Here is a 15,271-nt window from a genome sequence, read left to right on the forward strand (position 1 = left end):
CTTCCCAGCTGGCCGGTCCAGCTGCTGTTCATTATGCCGGGTTTTTCCAGGCTCGCCATTATCGATCGAACATCCGATCTTTCGACAGCATGACCTCATCGTGCCCCCTCCCGGCCGGGATCATGGGGAAGCAGTTCTCGGTCCGTTCGACGGCCACGTCGAGCAAATACGGCCCGCGGCTCGCCAGGCATTCCTCGAGCGCGCCATCCAGATCGCCGGGTTGGTCAATCCTGCGCGAACGCCACCCGAATGCACGCGCTAACGCAACGAAATCGGGGAGCGCTTCCAGCCAGCTGTGGCTATACCGGCCGCCGTGGTGGAGCTCTTGCCACTGGCGCACCATGCCCATGCAGCCATTGTTGGACAAGATGAGCTTGACCGGGCAGTCATGCTGGATCGCCGTCGCTAGCTCCTGAATATTCATCAGGATCGAAGCGTCGCCGCTGATGCAGATCACTGGTCGATCCGGATGGGCGATCTGGGCGCCGATCGCGGCCGGCAGGCCGTAACCCATCGTGCCGGCGCCGCCGGATGTCAGCCAGCGGTTAGGCTTGTCGAAGCGCAGGTATTGGGCTGCCCACATCTGGTGCTGGCCCACGTCGGTCGATACGATCGGATCCTTGCCGGCGAGCTGCAACGCGATTGCATGCATCAACATTTGAGGCGAAATGGCCGGCGCAGCAGACGGGAAGCGCAGGCAGTCGACGCTTCGCCACTGGTCGATCTGGCGCCACCATTCCTCGGTCGGGGCCGGGGGTGCGCCCGAGGCGTCCAGTGTCCTCTTCAACTGGGACAGGATCGCAAAACAATCGCCGCGCAGTCCCACATCCGCTTTCACCAGCTTGCTGATCGACGCCGGGTCGACGTCGATATGAATGATTTTTGCCTGCGGAGCGAATCGGTCGAGGCGTCCCGTCACCCTGTCGTCGAAGCGGGCGCCGACGCAGACGATCAGGTCAGCCGCGTGCATCGCCATGTTTGCTTCAAGTGTTCCGTGCATGCCCAGCATGCCCAGCCATCGCGGATCGGAGGCAGGGAAGGCACCCAGCCCCATCAAGGTCAGGGTACACGGAGCGTTCCTGTCCCGCACTATGCGGGTGAAGATGTCGCAGGCCGCGCCGCCCGAGTTGATCAAGCCGCCGCCGCCATAGAAGACCGGGCGCCGCGAAGCCTGGATCAATGCTGCTGCCTCCTCCAGCTGCAGCGCCAGCGCTGGCCCAACCGCATGAGGAAGCGCCGCGGACGGCGGTGCGGCCGTCGTGTTGCAACGCACAGCGCATTGTCCCGCTTGAATATCTTTTGGTATATCGACCAGCACCGGGCCGGGTCTTCCTTGGGTCGCCCGCTGGATTGCCTCGCGGACAATGTCCGCGATCTCGCTCGCATTTCTGATCTGCGCATTCCATTTGGTGACCGTGCGCGAGATCCCCAGCGCGTCGCATTCCTGGAAGGCGTTGGTGCCAATGAGGTTCGAGGCCACCTGCCCGCTGATGCATAACACGGGGATCGAGTCACACAAGGCGTCGAGCAGGCCCGAAGTCGTGTTCGCAATGCCAGGCCCCGACGTCACGAACACAACGCCCAGCCGGCCTGTCGAGCGGGCATACCCTTCAGCGGCATGTACAGCGGCTTGTTCATGCCTGACCAGCACGTGGCGCAGGCGCGGCTCATCGTACAGCGCGTCGTACAGCGGAAGCATGGCGCCGCCGGGGTAGCCGAACACGGTATCAACACCTGCCTCGATCAGCATATGAAGCAAAACCTGTGCTCCCGTGAGGACGCTACCGGTGTCGGGAGAAACGATGGGAAAATCTGGATCGGTGCGGGTATTCATGGGGAAATGTTATCGGCAAACCCGCTGAAAGTGCTTCATAATTTCATTCTTATACGCGCCAATTCTGAAAAATTTATGCAGATAATCGATGACCAAGGAAAATTGTTCGACCATCAGGATCTGGCGATACTTCGCATCTTGCTGGCGGACTCGCGCACGCCGTTGCAGGAGATCGGCAAGGCGGTCGGATTGTCCACGACCTCCTGCTGGAACCGCATCAAGCGTATGACGGATGCGGGGGCGATCGAAGGCTATACGGTGAAGGTCGACCTCGCAAAGATTGGCTACCAGGACTCGGTGATCGTTCAGGTCACGCTCGGTAGTCATAACCAGGAGACACTGGATGCGTTCGGACAGGCGCTTCAGTCGATTCCCGAAGTCCTGGAGGCCTTTCTCATTTCCGGGGACTATGACTACTTCATCAGAATCGCGGTGAAGGACACCCGTGACTATGAACGCCTGCTGCGGGAAAAGCTCTACATGATCCCAGGCATTCGCCACAGCAAGTCCAGCTTCGTCCTGCGCACCCTCAAGAAAGAAGACACCCCGCTCACTTGCTAACGCGCACCCGCCGCGACTTGCCTTCCGGGCGGCCTGGGGTCGAGGTCCTCAGTGCTGCTTGTGCTCAAGGCAAAGCAGCTTTCGATAGGCGCACAGGTCCTCGATGAGTTGCTTTTCGCTAGCCAGGATCTTGGCCTTTTCCGCATCCCCGACCATGTGGATGATGTAGCTCTGCTCGGGAATGCCTTGTTGATCGATGAACGGATACCTCAAGCTATCTGGCTGGGCAAGGTCAGGAGCCGCACCAATATCGCTGTTCGTGACGCCAGGCGCGTAGTACATCAGGTGTGGCATCACCATGGTGTGCACCTTCATGTCCGGTGGGCCGACCGTGCGCATGACAGGAGCAACCATATACGACACGCCTGGCTTCTCCGGCACCTTGTACGTCTTGTCCCGGAAGCGGCGCGCGATTTCCGCATGCACCTGCGCCGCGCTCTTGCCCTGCGCGCGCAGCGCGGCCGTATCCATGATCACCTGCAAATAGGTCCTGGTCCCGGCGGCGTCGTAGCACAAGGGGATGTAGATGTCGTTTCGGAAGTCGGCCAGCTCCCACGCGGTGCGCTCGACGAGGCATGCGACGCCGCTGCTTCCTTGGCGCGACAGTTGATACCCGTTGCCCGGTTCCAGCAGATACACGGTCGCACGGTCCCGCAATGCCGGCGGCAATGCGCTCAGCGCGAACCGGGTTTCGAGCTGGGGTGGCATCCGGTCGACGCTCGTCTCGGCCGCGCGGGCCAGCTCCCCTCGCGCTCCCGCGAGTGCGCTGACACCGAGCATAAAGGCCAGCAGCGCGAGCGAGCGGCCGCGGCGCCGGTTGATTGAAGTGCGGTTCAGCATTTGTGCTCCTCCTTGCAAAAGGGGTATCGCAGATCCATCAGGCCGGCAGGCGCTCGTCGTATTCCTTACGCAGGCGGGTCCAGCCGTCCCAGAACGGCGCGGGCTCCTCGCCGGTGACGCGGGCCACAAGGATGTCCAGATGCATATGCCAGCCGGCACCCACCATGACAGTGACGTCACGGTTGGGCAGGCGACGGTGGATCACCTTGAGCAGCACCTTGTCGCCCGCCGGCTTCAGTTCGAACACGACCTCGCCGCCGCCGTCCCAGGTGATCCCGAGCTTGCGGGGCGGGTCGAGCTCCGTAATCTGGCTTAGCATGCGATTTTCTTCCGGGAAGCCGTCGGGGCGCCGCCCGGACATCGGTGTCAACTCGTCGTTTCGCCAAACGAGCTCTACCGGCGTTCCGACTTGCATCTGCATGTGCCCCGCAGCCAACCACTGGCGTCGCAACTCGCTGTCCGTGAGGTAGGCCCAGACGCGTTCGATCGGGCCGGGCAAGAGGCGCTGGATTTCCAACGTCGCAGGTTCCGTCAACACGCCGAACGCGTTGAGATTGGCAAGATCATTCATGCGATTTCCCTTTTTTTGAGGTGGGCGAGGGGACGGTTGTATGGCGCGCATCCTCGCGCAGCAGTTGGTCGAGCACATCCAGGCGGCTGGTCCAGAAGCGCTCGTAGAAGGCCAGCCATTCTTTCGCGCTCGCGAGAGGGCCGGGATCGAGGCGACACAGATGGGTGCGCCCGCGGATTTCGCGCTGGATCAGGCCGGCATTCTCCAGCACCTTGACGTGCTTGGAGGCAGCCGCGAGCGACATGTCGAAGGGCTCGGCCAACTGGCTCACCGTTCTTTCGCCGGCGGCGAGTTCACGAAGCATCTGCCGGCGGGTCGCATCGCCAAGCGCGTGAAAGACCTGATCAAGAGGGGTGGATTCATATTTAACCATGTGGTTGATTATCGGCTTCCAAATCCGAAAAGTCAACCGATTGGTTGAATTATTTGCGGTGCTGCTTGGCAGGTCGAGCTCAAAGGGCGAGTCAACCCAGTCGCCCTGTGAATAACCGTGTAGAAAACCAGTGAACACAGGCGGGAAAACCGGTTGAGAAGGTGCCGGGAACTGTGGATATCCTGCTGCGGGCCAGCCATCGGCGCAGCAAGATTCCTGATTCCGCTACTTGATGCGCTACAGAAGGCCAGTCAGCGGCATCCGGAAGGCGTTACAGTGACAAGCACTCGAACTTAGCAACTGTTCAACTGCGGGATGACATGTGGGAAAGGAAGTGGGGACAATAATGCATCCGAAACAACTTGCGGCAGTATTTGCCCTGCCGGCTAGCGAACGCTTCGAACACTTCGTGAAGGTGGTTGCAGATCGCGAGAAAGCGTGGGGTCTCTACCGGGATGGTTGGGCCATGGCAGGAACAGATGGAGGAAGATCAGTTCTTCCGGTTTGGCCCTACAAGGAATATGCCGAGGCATGCGCGGTACGCAATTGGACCGGATGCGAGCCCAAGGAAATCTCACTGGACGACCTGATGACAGTGGTGCTTCCACAGTTAAAAGCTGAGGGCTCTTTACTGGGTGTCTTACCAACACCCGAGGGCCACGGTGCGACGCCACCAATCGACGAGGTGATAGCGGCCTTAGTCGAAGAACTGAAGCGATATTAACCGCTCGTGGAGCGAAGGTCAGCCGCACCTCAGGCCCGATTCACATCACTCCACCGTCACCGACTTGGCCAGGTTGCGCGGCTTGTCCACGTCCGTGCCGCGCGCCAACGCCGTGTGATACGCCAGCAGCTGCAGCGCGGCCACGTGAAGGATCGGCGACAGCAGGCCGTAATGCTCCGGCAGGCGGATCACGTGCACGCCGTCGCTCGAGGTGATGCGGGAGTCCACGTCCGCGAACACATACAGCTCGCCGCCGCGGGCGCGCACTTCCTGCATGTTGGACTTGAGCTTTTCCAGCAGCGCGTCGTTGGGCGCGATCGTCACCACCGGCATCTCCTCGGTCACCAGCGCCAGCGGGCCGTGCTTCAGTTCGCCCGCCGGGTAGGCCTCGGCGTGGATGTACGAGATTTCCTTGAGCTTGAGCGCGCCTTCCAGCGCGATCGGGTAGTGGATGCCGCGGCCCAGGAACAGGGCGTTTTCCTTGCGCGCGAATTCTTCCGCCCAGGCGATGATCTGGGGCTCCAGCGCCAGCACGGCCGACAGCGCGACCGGCAGGTGGCGCATCTGCTTCAGGTAGATGGCTTCCTGCGCGTCGTCCAGGCGGCCGTTGACCTGCGCCAGCGTCAGCGTCAGCAGGAACAGCGCGGCCAGCTGGGTGGTGAAGGCCTTGGTCGACGCCACGCCCACTTCCACGCCAGCACGGGTGATGTACGCAAGTGAGCACTCACGTACCATGGCGCTGGTGGCCACGTTGCAGATGGTGAGGGTGTGGTGCATGCCAAGGCTGCGGGCGTGCTTGAGCGCGGCCAGGGTGTCGGCCGTTTCGCCGCTCTGCGAGATCGTCACCACCAGGGTCCTGGGGTCCGGCACGCTCACGCGGTAGCGGTATTCGCTGGCGATTTCGACATTGACCGGCACCTGGGCCACCGATTCGATCCAGTACTTGGCGGTCAGGCCGGCGTAGTAGCTGGTGCCGCAGGCCAGGATCAGCACGCGGTCGATCTGCTTGAACACCTGGTAGGCGCCGTCGCCGAACAGCTCGGGCATGATGCCGGTGACGCCTTCCAGCGTATCGCCGATCGCGCGCGGCTGCTCGAAGATTTCCTTCTGCATGAAGTGGCGGTACGGGCCCAGCTCGGCCGCGCCGGTGTGGGCGTGCACGGTCTTGACCTCGCGGTTCACCTGGCGCCCTTCCGCATCCACGATCCAGTAGCGCGCCAGCTGCAGGTCGACCACGTCGCCTTCTTCCAGGTAGATGATCTGGTCGGTGGTGCCGGCCAGCGCCATGGCGTCCGAGGCGACGAAGTTTTCGCCGTTGCCCACGCCCACCACCAGCGGCGAGCCCTGGCGCGCGGCCACCACGCGGTGCGGCTCGTCGCGGCAGAACACGGCGATCGCATACGCGCCGTGCAGGCGCTTGACGGCCTGCTGCACGGTCTCGAACAGGTCACCGTTGTACATGTGGTCCACCAGGTGGGCGATCACCTCGGTGTCGGTCTGGCTCTGGAATTGGTAGCCCAGCTCCGTCAGCTCGCGGCGCAGCTCGTCATGGTTTTCGATGATGCCGTTGTGGACAAGTGCGATGCGGGCGTTGTCTTCGCTCGGGGAAAAATGCGGGTGCGCGTTGTGCGAGGCCGGCGCGCCGTGCGTGGCCCAGCGGGTGTGCGCGATGCCGGTGAAGCCCTCGAGCTCGGCACTCTTGACCTGGGTTTCGAGGTCGGCCACGCGCGAGGTGCTGCGCGAGCGGCGCAGCGCGCCGTTGACGTACAGCGCCACGCCGCAGGAATCGTAGCCGCGGTATTCCAATCGTTTCAGGCCTTCAATCAGAATTGGTGTAATGTTGCGTTGCGCTACGGCTCCGACGATTCCGCACATAATCTGTCCTCGTGAATAGGTTGTGATGCGCTTACTGTAGAGCAGAGCCAATGAAATATGCGTTCAGTGCGCGCCGTTTTTTGTTATATTATTTCAAGCAGCATCGAAGCTGAAATCTTATTTCATATCCTCCAAGATTCTTTTCGAATCTTCCAAAAATGGCCGCCGAGTACCCTTTGGACGATCTCGATCGTCGCATCCTGCAAGCGCTTCAGCTTGACTCATCTCACACCAACGCCGAGCTGGCCGAACTTGTTCATGTGTCACCACCAACCTGCCTGCGCCGGGTCAAGCACCTGACCGACAGCGGCGTGATCCAGAAACAAGTTGCCATCCTCGATCCCGTCAAAGTCGGTTCCAGCCTCACGGCTATCGTCGAGATCACGCTCGACGTGCAGGCCGCCGAGCGCATGGACGAGTTCGAGCGCCTGGTGGCGCAGGAGGCCGCCATCCTGCAGTGCTACCGGACGGCGCCGGGACCGGACTTCATCCTGGTGCTGCAGGTAAAGGACATGCCGGCCTACCACGAACTGGCGCACCGGATATTCGCCACCCACGCCAACGTGCGCAACGTGCGCACCTATTTCTCGACCTTCCGCAGCAAATTCGACACGCGCATCCCGATCTAAAAGTTGCCGTTGAGTAACGTCAACCGTGCCGCCTGCGAATAGATGTCTACTGGAAACATCCAGCGACTTCATAGCGAGGCGGAAGTGGTTGCGAATGCTCATAGCGCACTTGTAGAACTGTCCGGCGTCCATCGCCGCTTCCGGACCGGGAAGGTACTGGTCCACGCCCTCTACGACATCAGCCTGCGGGTCCAGCCGGGCGAGATCCTCGCCATCTGCGGCCCCTCGGGGCACGGCAAGACCACGCTGGCCAGCCTCATCGGCCTGCTGGACCCGCCCAGCGAAGGCAGCCTCTGGTTCGACGGACTGGCCACCGAATCGCTGGCCGAGGGCGCACGCAGGCAACTACGCACGGAAAAGATCGGCCTCGTCTTCCAGCACTGCACGCTGGTGCCTGTCCTGTCTGCACAGGAAAACGTGATGCTCCCGCGGCTGCTCAATGGCAAACGGCCCGACGACGCCGGCGAGCTGGCCGCCGAACTGCTGGCGCGCCTTGGCCTGGCCGCGCAGGTCCGCCAGTTGCCGACTGCGCTGGACGCGAGCCAGCGCCAGCGCGTCTGCATCGCGCGCGCGCTCGTCACCCGCCCGGCGCTGGTGGTGGCGGACGAGCCAACCTCGCGCCTGGACAGCGGCAGCGTGCGCATGGTGATGGACCTGTTCAGCGCCTTGCAACGCGAACGCGGCACCACGTTCGTGATCGCCACACGCGACCAGCGCCAGTTGCTGCGCGCCGCGCGGACCTTGCAGCTGAGCGAAGGCCGCCTGCTGGGCGCCCCGGCCGACACGCCCCGTCTCGCTTGCCGGGCGCTGGCATGAACAGCCTGCAGCTTGCGCTGCGCAACCTGCTGCGGGCACGTCGACGGACGCTGGGGCCGGTCCTGCTCATCGCGCTGGCCCTGTGCGGGCTCGACCTGTTTTTCGGCTGGGAGGGCGAAGCGCTGCGGCAAGCCGAGCAGGAAGCGGTGTTTGGAGAACGCCTGGGACACCTGGCCATCCTGCCGCAAGACGCGCCTGCCTTCACGACTCGCCAGGCGCAAAGCCTGCGCGAGCTCGCGCAGCGAACACCCGGCGTGGTCCTGGTGGCGGACGCCCCGGCCGCCATCGCCGTCTATCTTGCCAACCCAATCGACTGGCAAACGCGCAGCGCCGCACTGGACGCGGGCCTGCGCGCGGCCGGCCTGCGGGCAAGCCTGCATCGCGGGGCAGACTTGTCCCGCACCTACCGCGCCGCCCGCGCCACCCATCGCTGGGCGCTTGCCGGCGTTACCGTCGCGGCGCTCGCGGCCATCATGGTGGTGGTTTTCTCCACAGCCACACTCAACCGCGTGGAGCGCCGGCGCGAGTTTGCGCTGCTACGCGCCCTCGGGCTGGCGGACAGGGCCGTGCTGGCGCACATGCTTGCCGAAGCGCTGCTGGTGACGCTGTGCGCCGTGGTGCTGGGCATGGCCGCCAGCACGCTGCTCTGGTCGATTGCGCAGGCGGTCCCCGGCTGGCACCTGGTGCTCGAGCCGGCCCCGCGGCGCCAGCTGGCCGCGCTGCTGCTGGTGTTCTTGGCGGTATCGGTGGCGGTGCTGGTGCCGGCCCTGCAAACGCTGCGGGACGATGTGGCGGAAGGATTGGCGGGCGCCGGGCACTAGCGCGCCCGCCTGTGGAGAAGCTGTGGATTACTTCTTGACCTTGACCGGGCGCTGCCAGCCTTCGATGGTCATCTGCTTGGGACGGGAAATGGTCAGCTTGCCGGCCGGCGCGTCCTTGGTCAGCGTCGTGCCGGCGCCGAGCGTCGCGCCCTTGCCCACAGTCACCGGCGCCACCAGCTGGGTATCGCTGCCGATGAACGCGTCGTCCTCGATGGTGGTGCGGAACTTGTTGGCGCCGTCATAGTTGCAGGTGATCGTGCCCGCGCCGATGTTCACGCGCGAACCCACGTCGGCATCGCCCACATAGGCCAGGTGGTTGGCCTTGCTGTGCGCCGCCACCTTGCTGTTCTTGATCTCGACGAAGTTGCCGACATGGACATCCTCGGCCAGCTCGGTGCCCGGACGCAGGCGCGCGTACGGTCCGATGATCGATTTCCCGCCCACCACCGCGTCCTCGATGTGGCAGAACGGCTTGATCTGCGCCCCGGCCGCCACCTTCGCGTCCACCAGCACGTTGTGCGCGCCCACGTTCACGCCATCGCCCAGCTCGACACGGCCCTCGAACACGCAGCCGACGTCGATCGTCACGTCGCGACCGCAGATCAGTTCGCCGCGCACGTCGATCCGCGCCGGATCCAGCAGGGTGACGCCTTTTTCCAGCAGCGCATTGGCGATGTTGAGCTGGTGGCGGCGCTCGAGCTCGGCCAGCTGCACCTTGCTGTTCACGCCCGCCACTTCCCATTCCGCCGACGGCTGGGCCGACACGACCTCGACCCCGTCCGCCACCGCCTGCGCCACGATATCGGTCAGGTAGTACTCCCCCTGCGCATTGTTGTTCGACAGCGCAGCCAGCCATTTCTTCAGGTGGCGGGTGGGAATGACCATGATGCCGCTGTTGATCTCGCGAATCTGGCGCTCGGCCTCGGTGGCATCCTTTTCTTCCACGATGCGCACGATGCGCCCGTTGTCGCGCACGATGCGGCCCAGGCCGAACGGGTTGGCCATCTCCACCGTCAGGATGCCCAGCTTGTCATCGCCTGCCGCCTCCACCAGCTTGCGCAGCGACGCGCTGGACGTGAGCGGCACGTCGCCGTACAGCACCAGGGTCGGCACGCCGTCGTCCAGTTGGGGCACCGCCTGCATCACCGCGTGGCCGGTGCCCAGCTGGGGCTCCTGCAAGGCGGTGTCGATCACGGCATGGGTGCGCTCGGCCAGTTGCCCGACCATGGCAGGCACCGCTGCGCCGCCGTGCCCGTAAATCACGCATAATTTGCGTGGTGCAAGGCCACGCGCCGTCTCGATCACATGCTGCAGCAGCGGCTTACCGGCCAGCGGATGCAACACCTTTGGCAGCGCGGACTGCATGCGCTTTCCCATGCCGGCGGCGAGGATGACTACGTTCATATGCCGTTTTTCGCAAAAAGAGTTGAAGAGATGAAAAAGTTTAGCACGCACCCCTGGTGGTACCGCGTACGCTTGCTGTTCCTCATTGCAATGGTCGCGGCCGCCGCAGGGTGCAGCACCATCAAATTCACGTACAACCACGGCGACACTCTACTGTACTGGTGGCTGAACGCGTACGTCGATCTGGACAGCGACCAATCGACCTGGGTCAAGCAGGACATCGACAAGCTGTTCCTGTGGCACCGGCAGACCCAGCTGCGCGACTACGCCGGCCTGCTAACCAACATGCAGCGCCAGCTCGCCGGTAACCCGACCCAGGCCGACCTGCTGTCGGACTACCGCGACATCAAGGCGCGCACCGAGCTGCTGGCGTTCAAGGCCCTGCCCGAGCTGGCCGACCTGGCAATGTCGATGCGCCCGGACCAGATCGAACAGATGCAGAAGAAATTCAACAAGAACAACGCGGATTTCCGGCACAAGTACATGAGCGGCGATGTCGAGCACCAGCACAAGGTCCGCTTCGACAAATCGATGGACCAGTTCGAGCTGTGGTTCGGGCACTTCTCGCGCGACCAGGAAGCCGTGCTGCGGCGCGCCTCGGACGCCCGGCCGCTGGACAACGAGATCTGGCTGCAGGAACGCATGATGCGGCAGCAGAAGATCGTCAAGCTGCTGCGCCGGGTGCAGCAGGAAAGGCTGAACAAGGAACAGACGATGGCGGCGATCCACACCCTGCTGCGCGATTTCTTCGACCGCTTCGACGCGCCGGACCGCAAGGCATTCTTCGACGCCTATGTGGACAGCACATCGAAATACATCCTGACCGCGATCCGCCTGGCCACGCCGGAGCAGAAGGCGCATGCGCACAAGCGGATGCAGGGGTGGATCAACGACTTCAACGCGCTGGCCGCCGGCCGCTAGAACCGTCGTCCCCGCGAAGGCGGGGACCCCATAGGTCGCCTGAATGGCCATGGCGTAGACCGCAGGTACCCAAGCTCGGCATGGGTCCCCGCCTTCGCGGGGACGACAGGCCGCGTGATATAGTGCGCGCCATGCAAAACAAGCACGCCAAACGCTACAACCGTCCCCAGGCACAACAGGTCCGCATCATCGGCGGCGCCTGGAAACGCACCCCGCTGCCCGTGCTGGACGCGCTGGGCCTGCGCCCGACTCCCGACCGCGTGCGCGAAACCGTGTTCAACTGGATCACCCACCAGATCGACGCCGGCTGGGACGGCATCGACTGCCTCGACCTGTTCGCCGGCAGTGGCGCGCTGGGCTTCGAGGCGGCCAGCCGCGGCGCCCGCTCGGTCACGATGATCGACACCCACCCCGCCGTGATCCGCCAGCTCGAACAAAACAAGGAAAAGCTCAAGGCCGGCAACATCAGCGTGCAACGCGCCGACGCGCTGGCCAGCGCGCGCGACCTGGGCCTGCGCGGCCAGCGCTTCGGCCTGGTCTTCCTCGACCCGCCTTACCAGCAAGATTTCCTGAGCCAGAGCCTGCCTCTGTGCAAAACCCTGCTGGCCTCAAACGGCCTGGTCTATGCGGAGTCCGGCATGCCGCTGCCGTTTGACGAGGCCGAACGTCCCGACTGGCTGGCCGGCTGGGAACCGGTCAGGCAGGACAAGGCCGGCATGGTCCACTACTACTTGCTCAAGCTGCACGAAAACGAAGCCTGACGCGACAAAACCGCCCATAAACCGTGCAATCCTTGCCCTGACTTAGGGCGGCAGACTGGATTTCAGGCATAATGCGCGTTCTGTAAGCACGTCATCTCGCAGGAGCCGCAATGGTTGTAGCCGTTTATCCAGGGACCTTCGATCCGCTGACCCGCGGGCACGAGGATTTGGTGCGCCGCGCATCGGGTCTGTTCGACACGCTGGTGGTCGGGGTCGCGGACAGCAAGAACAAGCGGCCCTTCTTCTCGCTCGAAGAGCGGCTGGAGATCGCCAACGAGGTGCTGGGCCACTACCCCAACGTGAGGGTCGAAAGCTTTTCCGGCCTGCTCAAGGATTTCGTGCGCCAGCACGACGCGCGCGTGATCGTGCGCGGCCTGCGCGCCGTGTCCGACTTCGAATACGAGTTCCAGATGGCGGGCATGAACCGCTACCTGCTGCCCGACGTCGAAACCATGTTCCTGACCCCGTCCGACCAGTACCAGTTCATCTCCGGCACCATCGTGCGCGAGATTGCCCAGCTTGGCGGCGACGTGTCCAAATTCGTTTTCCCCTCGGTGGAACGCTGGTTGCACAAGAAACTGGCAGCGCCGAAAGCATAGGTCCCAGGCAGTACCATGGCTTTATTGATCACCGACGATTGCATCAACTGCGACGTGTGCGAGCCCGAGTGCCCGAACGAAGCGATTTCGATGGGCGAGGACCACTACCTCATCGACCCGAACAAGTGCACCGAATGCGTCGGCCACTACGACGAGCCGCAGTGCCAGCAGGTGTGTCCGGTTTCGTGCATTCCGTTCAACCCCGAATGGCGCGAAACGCGCGAAGAGCTGCAGGCCAAGTACGAACGGCTGATGCGGGAAAAGAAGGCCGCGGCCTGATCAGTCGACCGGCTCCCATTTGCCGGTTTTTTCGTTCTTGCGGTATTTCTTCTTCACCGCCGCCCACGCGACCTTGAAGGCGGTCTCCTCGCGCCCCTCCGGCCCGCGCTCGGCATATTCGTCGAAGGCGCTGTTGAACGCTTCCTGGAAGATCTCCTGTGCGTGACGGGGCAAGACGTCGCGCACGTTATCGGGCAAGTCGTTAATCGATTTATAAGCCATGCTATGCTGTCCTTATGAGCGCCGACGCCGACCAGAACGCCAAGCTTCCGGATTCCGTCCACGAAAACATCGGAACGATTGCGGAGTTCTACGCGCGCCACGAAGAACGCTTGTCGCTACCGCAGGCGATAGTCGAACGGATCAGCCTGTTCTTCGGCAGCCCGGGCTACGTGGCCGGCAGCGTCGTGTTCGTAGTATGCTGGATCGTCGCCAACCTTGTCGCACCCAAGTACGGCGGGCCGCAGATCGACGAACCGCCGTTCTTTTGGCTGCAGGGCATCATCACCCTGAACGCCTTCATCATCTCCACCACGGTGCTGATCCGCCAGCACCGCATGTCCAAGCTGGCCGAACACCACGCCCACCTCGACCTCCAAGTCAACCTGCTGGCCGAAGAAAAGAGCAGCAAGATCATCGCCATGCTCGAGGAACTGCGGCGCGACCTGCCCACCGTGCGCAACAAGACCGACCATGAAGCCGAGGAAATGGCCAGGCCAGCCGACCCCAAGGCCGTGCTGTCGGCCATCGAGCGCGAAAACCAGGAGTAACAGGTAAAAGAAAACGCGGCGCCGGATCACCGGACACCGCGTTTTGGCGGGGGAGGGGTATAAACTGGATCAGCCGCGGGCAGCCAGGGCGCGCTCGGCGTGAAGCGTGCGGCGCTGCGCCAATTCGGCGCGGGCCAGAATGCGCTGCTGCACCAGCAGGGCAGCCGCACGGCCAATGCCCTTGAGCAACGGACGGAAGACCAGCAGCGTGCCGACAACGATCGACACCACCAGCAAGCCGCGCAGGGCTTCGGCGATCGACAGGCCGTGGATCATGGTTTCAGTAAAAGACATTTCTCACACTTTATTCGCTAGTTGACAGTCGGCACTATAGTGCGTTGCAACATATAAATCTAATTCTGTTTCCTAATGGTGATCATTTCGTTTGTGAATGGAAATCGAGTACACTTCCGGTAACTCCATAAATGCCCCTGCCGAACAGTTCCGATGAGCTTCCTCACGCTTGACCTCAACCTGCTGCGCGTGTTCGACGCAGTGATGACCGAACAAAACCTCACGCGCGCGGCCGGCCACCTGGCCATGACCCAGCCGGCCGTGTCGAACGCGATCAAGCGCCTGCGCGAGAGCCTGGGCGACGAGCTGCTCATCCGCACCGCCTACGGCGTCAAGCCCACCCCGCGCGCCGAGGCGATGTGGCCGTCGGTGCGCGCCGCGCTGGCGTCGATGGAGGCGGCGGTGATGCCCGAGACCTTCGACGTGTCGAAGGCGCAGGCCACCTTCCGCATGGCGATGGCCGACGCCACCGCCGCGTACTGGCTGCCCTCGCTGATGCGTTCGATCGAGCGCGAGGCGCCGGGCGTGAACATCCGCATGGTGCCGCTGACCACGCGCGAGCCGCGCCCGCTGCTGCTGCGCGGCGACATCGACCTGGCGGTCGGCTTCTTTCCTGGCGTGGCGGCGCAGCTGTCGTACGAAGTCGGCTCGCCGATCCGGCACGAGCGGCTGTACTCGGGCGAATACGTGTGCGTGATGCGCAAGACCCACCCGCTGGCCAAGGCCAAGCTCGACATCGACGCCTATTGCAGGGCCAACCACCTGCTGGTGAGTTTTTCCGGCCGCGCGCACGGCCTGGTGGACGAAGCGCTGGCCCAGCTGGGGCGCGAGCGGCGGATTTTGCTGACGGTGAACCAGTTCTTCACCGCGGGACGGGTGGTGGCCAACTCGGACCTGGTGACGGTGCTGCCCAAGCACCTGATGGTCGCCACCGGCATGACCGATGCGCTGGTGTGGCGCGAACTGCCGTTCGCGATGCCGGCCGTGCACCTGGACATGCTGTGGCACGAACGCGACGGCCGCAGCCCGGCACACCGCTGGCTGCGCCAGAACCTCGAAAGCATGGCTGCCAACGCGCAGCCGAAGCCGGAAAAGAAAGTCGCCTGATCCGTAGGGTGGGCTCTTGAGCCCACGCGCCTCACACGTGCCGCGTGCGCACCGCGTGGGCACAAGTGCCCACCCTACGAAATGGTAGCTCG

The 15,271-nt window shown here is 63.5% G+C and carries 19 protein-coding genes; 11 read left to right on the plus strand and 8 right to left on the minus strand.

The features are described from left to right. Positions 1-58: 58 nt before the first annotated feature. Positions 59-1,834, minus strand: coding sequence for a biosynthetic-type acetolactate synthase large subunit (gene ilvB / locus NX774_RS13695; protein ID WP_258822790.1), 1,776 nt, complete (start codon positions 1,832-1,834; stop codon positions 59-61). 75 nt (positions 1,835-1,909) lie between these two features. Between ilvB and NX774_RS13700 the strand changes: the two genes are divergently transcribed. Then, on the plus strand, positions 1,910-2,395 hold the full coding sequence (locus NX774_RS13700; protein ID WP_258822791.1) for an Lrp/AsnC family transcriptional regulator: 486 nt from the start codon (positions 1,910-1,912) through the stop codon (positions 2,393-2,395). A 48-nt stretch (positions 2,396-2,443) separates the two neighbouring features. Here NX774_RS13700 and NX774_RS13705 read toward each other — a convergent pair whose 3' ends face one another. From NX774_RS13705 to NX774_RS13715, 3 genes are read right to left on the minus strand one after another with little or no spacing between them, the layout of a single operon-like run. After that, on the minus strand, positions 2,444-3,235 hold the full coding sequence (locus NX774_RS13705; RefSeq protein ID WP_258822792.1) for a hypothetical protein: 792 nt from the start codon (positions 3,233-3,235) through the stop codon (positions 2,444-2,446). Between the two features lie 37 nt (positions 3,236-3,272). Continuing rightward, positions 3,273-3,806, minus strand: coding sequence for an SRPBCC family protein (locus tag NX774_RS13710; protein WP_258822793.1), 534 nt, complete (start codon positions 3,804-3,806; stop codon positions 3,273-3,275). Next, positions 3,799-4,179, minus strand: coding sequence for an ArsR/SmtB family transcription factor (locus NX774_RS13715; RefSeq protein ID WP_258822794.1), 381 nt, complete (start codon positions 4,177-4,179; stop codon positions 3,799-3,801). The genes NX774_RS13710 and NX774_RS13715 overlap by 8 nt, the downstream gene beginning before the upstream one ends. Positions 4,180-4,525: 346 nt before the next feature. Here NX774_RS13715 and NX774_RS13720 point away from each other — a divergent pair, with 346 nt between their 5' ends. After that, positions 4,526-4,903 (plus strand): DUF2750 domain-containing protein, encoded by a 378-nt coding sequence (locus NX774_RS13720; protein WP_258822795.1) that lies wholly within the window; start codon positions 4,526-4,528, stop codon positions 4,901-4,903. A 45-nt stretch (positions 4,904-4,948) separates the two neighbouring features. On the opposite strand, the gene glmS is transcribed toward NX774_RS13720, so the two are convergent. After that, entirely contained in the window at positions 4,949-6,778 is a 1,830-nt protein-coding gene (glmS, locus tag NX774_RS13725; protein ID WP_258822796.1) for a glutamine--fructose-6-phosphate transaminase (isomerizing), read from the minus strand. 158 nt (positions 6,779-6,936) lie between these two features. Here glmS and NX774_RS13730 point away from each other — a divergent pair, with 158 nt between their 5' ends. From NX774_RS13730 to NX774_RS13740, 3 genes are all read left to right on the plus strand, one after another. Continuing rightward, positions 6,937-7,407, plus strand: coding sequence for an Lrp/AsnC family transcriptional regulator (locus tag NX774_RS13730; RefSeq protein ID WP_258822797.1), 471 nt, complete (start codon positions 6,937-6,939; stop codon positions 7,405-7,407). An 84-nt stretch (positions 7,408-7,491) separates the two neighbouring features. Continuing rightward, the gene (locus tag NX774_RS13735; RefSeq protein WP_258822798.1) at positions 7,492-8,223 is read left to right on the plus strand and encodes an ABC transporter ATP-binding protein; all 732 of its coding nucleotides are present in this window, start codon (positions 7,492-7,494) and stop codon (positions 8,221-8,223) included. Then, positions 8,220-9,044, plus strand: coding sequence for an FtsX-like permease family protein (locus NX774_RS13740; protein WP_258822799.1), 825 nt, complete (start codon positions 8,220-8,222; stop codon positions 9,042-9,044). The genes NX774_RS13735 and NX774_RS13740 overlap by 4 nt, the downstream gene beginning before the upstream one ends. Before the next feature lie 27 nt (positions 9,045-9,071). Here NX774_RS13740 and glmU read toward each other — a convergent pair whose 3' ends face one another. Beyond that, positions 9,072-10,448: a bifunctional UDP-N-acetylglucosamine diphosphorylase/glucosamine-1-phosphate N-acetyltransferase GlmU gene (glmU, locus tag NX774_RS13745; protein WP_258822800.1), complete on the minus strand. Its 1,377-nt coding sequence runs from the start codon at positions 10,446-10,448 to the stop codon at positions 9,072-9,074. Between the two features lie 30 nt (positions 10,449-10,478). On the opposite strand from glmU, the gene NX774_RS13750 reads away from it, so the two are divergent. The 4 genes from NX774_RS13750 (at position 10,479) to NX774_RS13765 (ending at position 13,008) form a co-directional block, all read left to right on the plus strand. Further along, on the plus strand, positions 10,479-11,369 hold the full coding sequence (locus tag NX774_RS13750) for a DUF6279 family lipoprotein (protein WP_258822801.1): 891 nt from the start codon (positions 10,479-10,481) through the stop codon (positions 11,367-11,369). Between the two features lie 131 nt (positions 11,370-11,500). Further along, positions 11,501-12,130, plus strand: a complete 630-nt coding sequence (gene rsmD, locus NX774_RS13755; protein WP_258822802.1) for a 16S rRNA (guanine(966)-N(2))-methyltransferase RsmD — start codon at positions 11,501-11,503, stop codon at positions 12,128-12,130. A 110-nt stretch (positions 12,131-12,240) separates the two neighbouring features. Further along, on the plus strand, positions 12,241-12,729 hold the full coding sequence (gene coaD, locus NX774_RS13760) for a pantetheine-phosphate adenylyltransferase (RefSeq protein WP_258822803.1): 489 nt from the start codon (positions 12,241-12,243) through the stop codon (positions 12,727-12,729). A 15-nt stretch (positions 12,730-12,744) separates the two neighbouring features. Beyond that, positions 12,745-13,008, plus strand: a complete 264-nt coding sequence (locus NX774_RS13765; RefSeq protein ID WP_258822804.1) for a YfhL family 4Fe-4S dicluster ferredoxin — start codon at positions 12,745-12,747, stop codon at positions 13,006-13,008. On the opposite strand, the gene NX774_RS13770 is transcribed toward NX774_RS13765, so the two are convergent. Then, positions 13,009-13,230 (minus strand): ChaB family protein, encoded by a 222-nt coding sequence (locus NX774_RS13770; RefSeq protein WP_258822805.1) that lies wholly within the window; start codon positions 13,228-13,230, stop codon positions 13,009-13,011. A 14-nt stretch (positions 13,231-13,244) separates the two neighbouring features. Here NX774_RS13770 and NX774_RS13775 point away from each other — a divergent pair, with 14 nt between their 5' ends. Next, entirely contained in the window at positions 13,245-13,778 is a 534-nt protein-coding gene (locus NX774_RS13775; RefSeq protein ID WP_258822806.1) for a DUF1003 domain-containing protein, read from the plus strand. Positions 13,779-13,847: 69 nt separating this feature from the next. Here NX774_RS13775 and NX774_RS13780 read toward each other — a convergent pair whose 3' ends face one another. Beyond that, a complete protein-coding gene (locus NX774_RS13780; protein ID WP_258822807.1) occupies positions 13,848-14,072 on the minus strand; it encodes a hypothetical protein in 225 nt (74 codons plus the stop codon). 153 nt (positions 14,073-14,225) lie between these two features. Between NX774_RS13780 and NX774_RS13785 the strand changes: the two genes are divergently transcribed. Continuing rightward, positions 14,226-15,179, plus strand: coding sequence for a LysR family transcriptional regulator (locus NX774_RS13785; protein ID WP_258822808.1), 954 nt, complete (start codon positions 14,226-14,228; stop codon positions 15,177-15,179). The last annotated feature ends 92 nt before the right edge of the window (positions 15,180-15,271 follow it).

The organism is Massilia agilis, assembly GCF_024756255.1.
Lineage (GTDB): Bacteria > Pseudomonadota > Gammaproteobacteria > Burkholderiales > Burkholderiaceae_D > Telluria > Telluria agilis.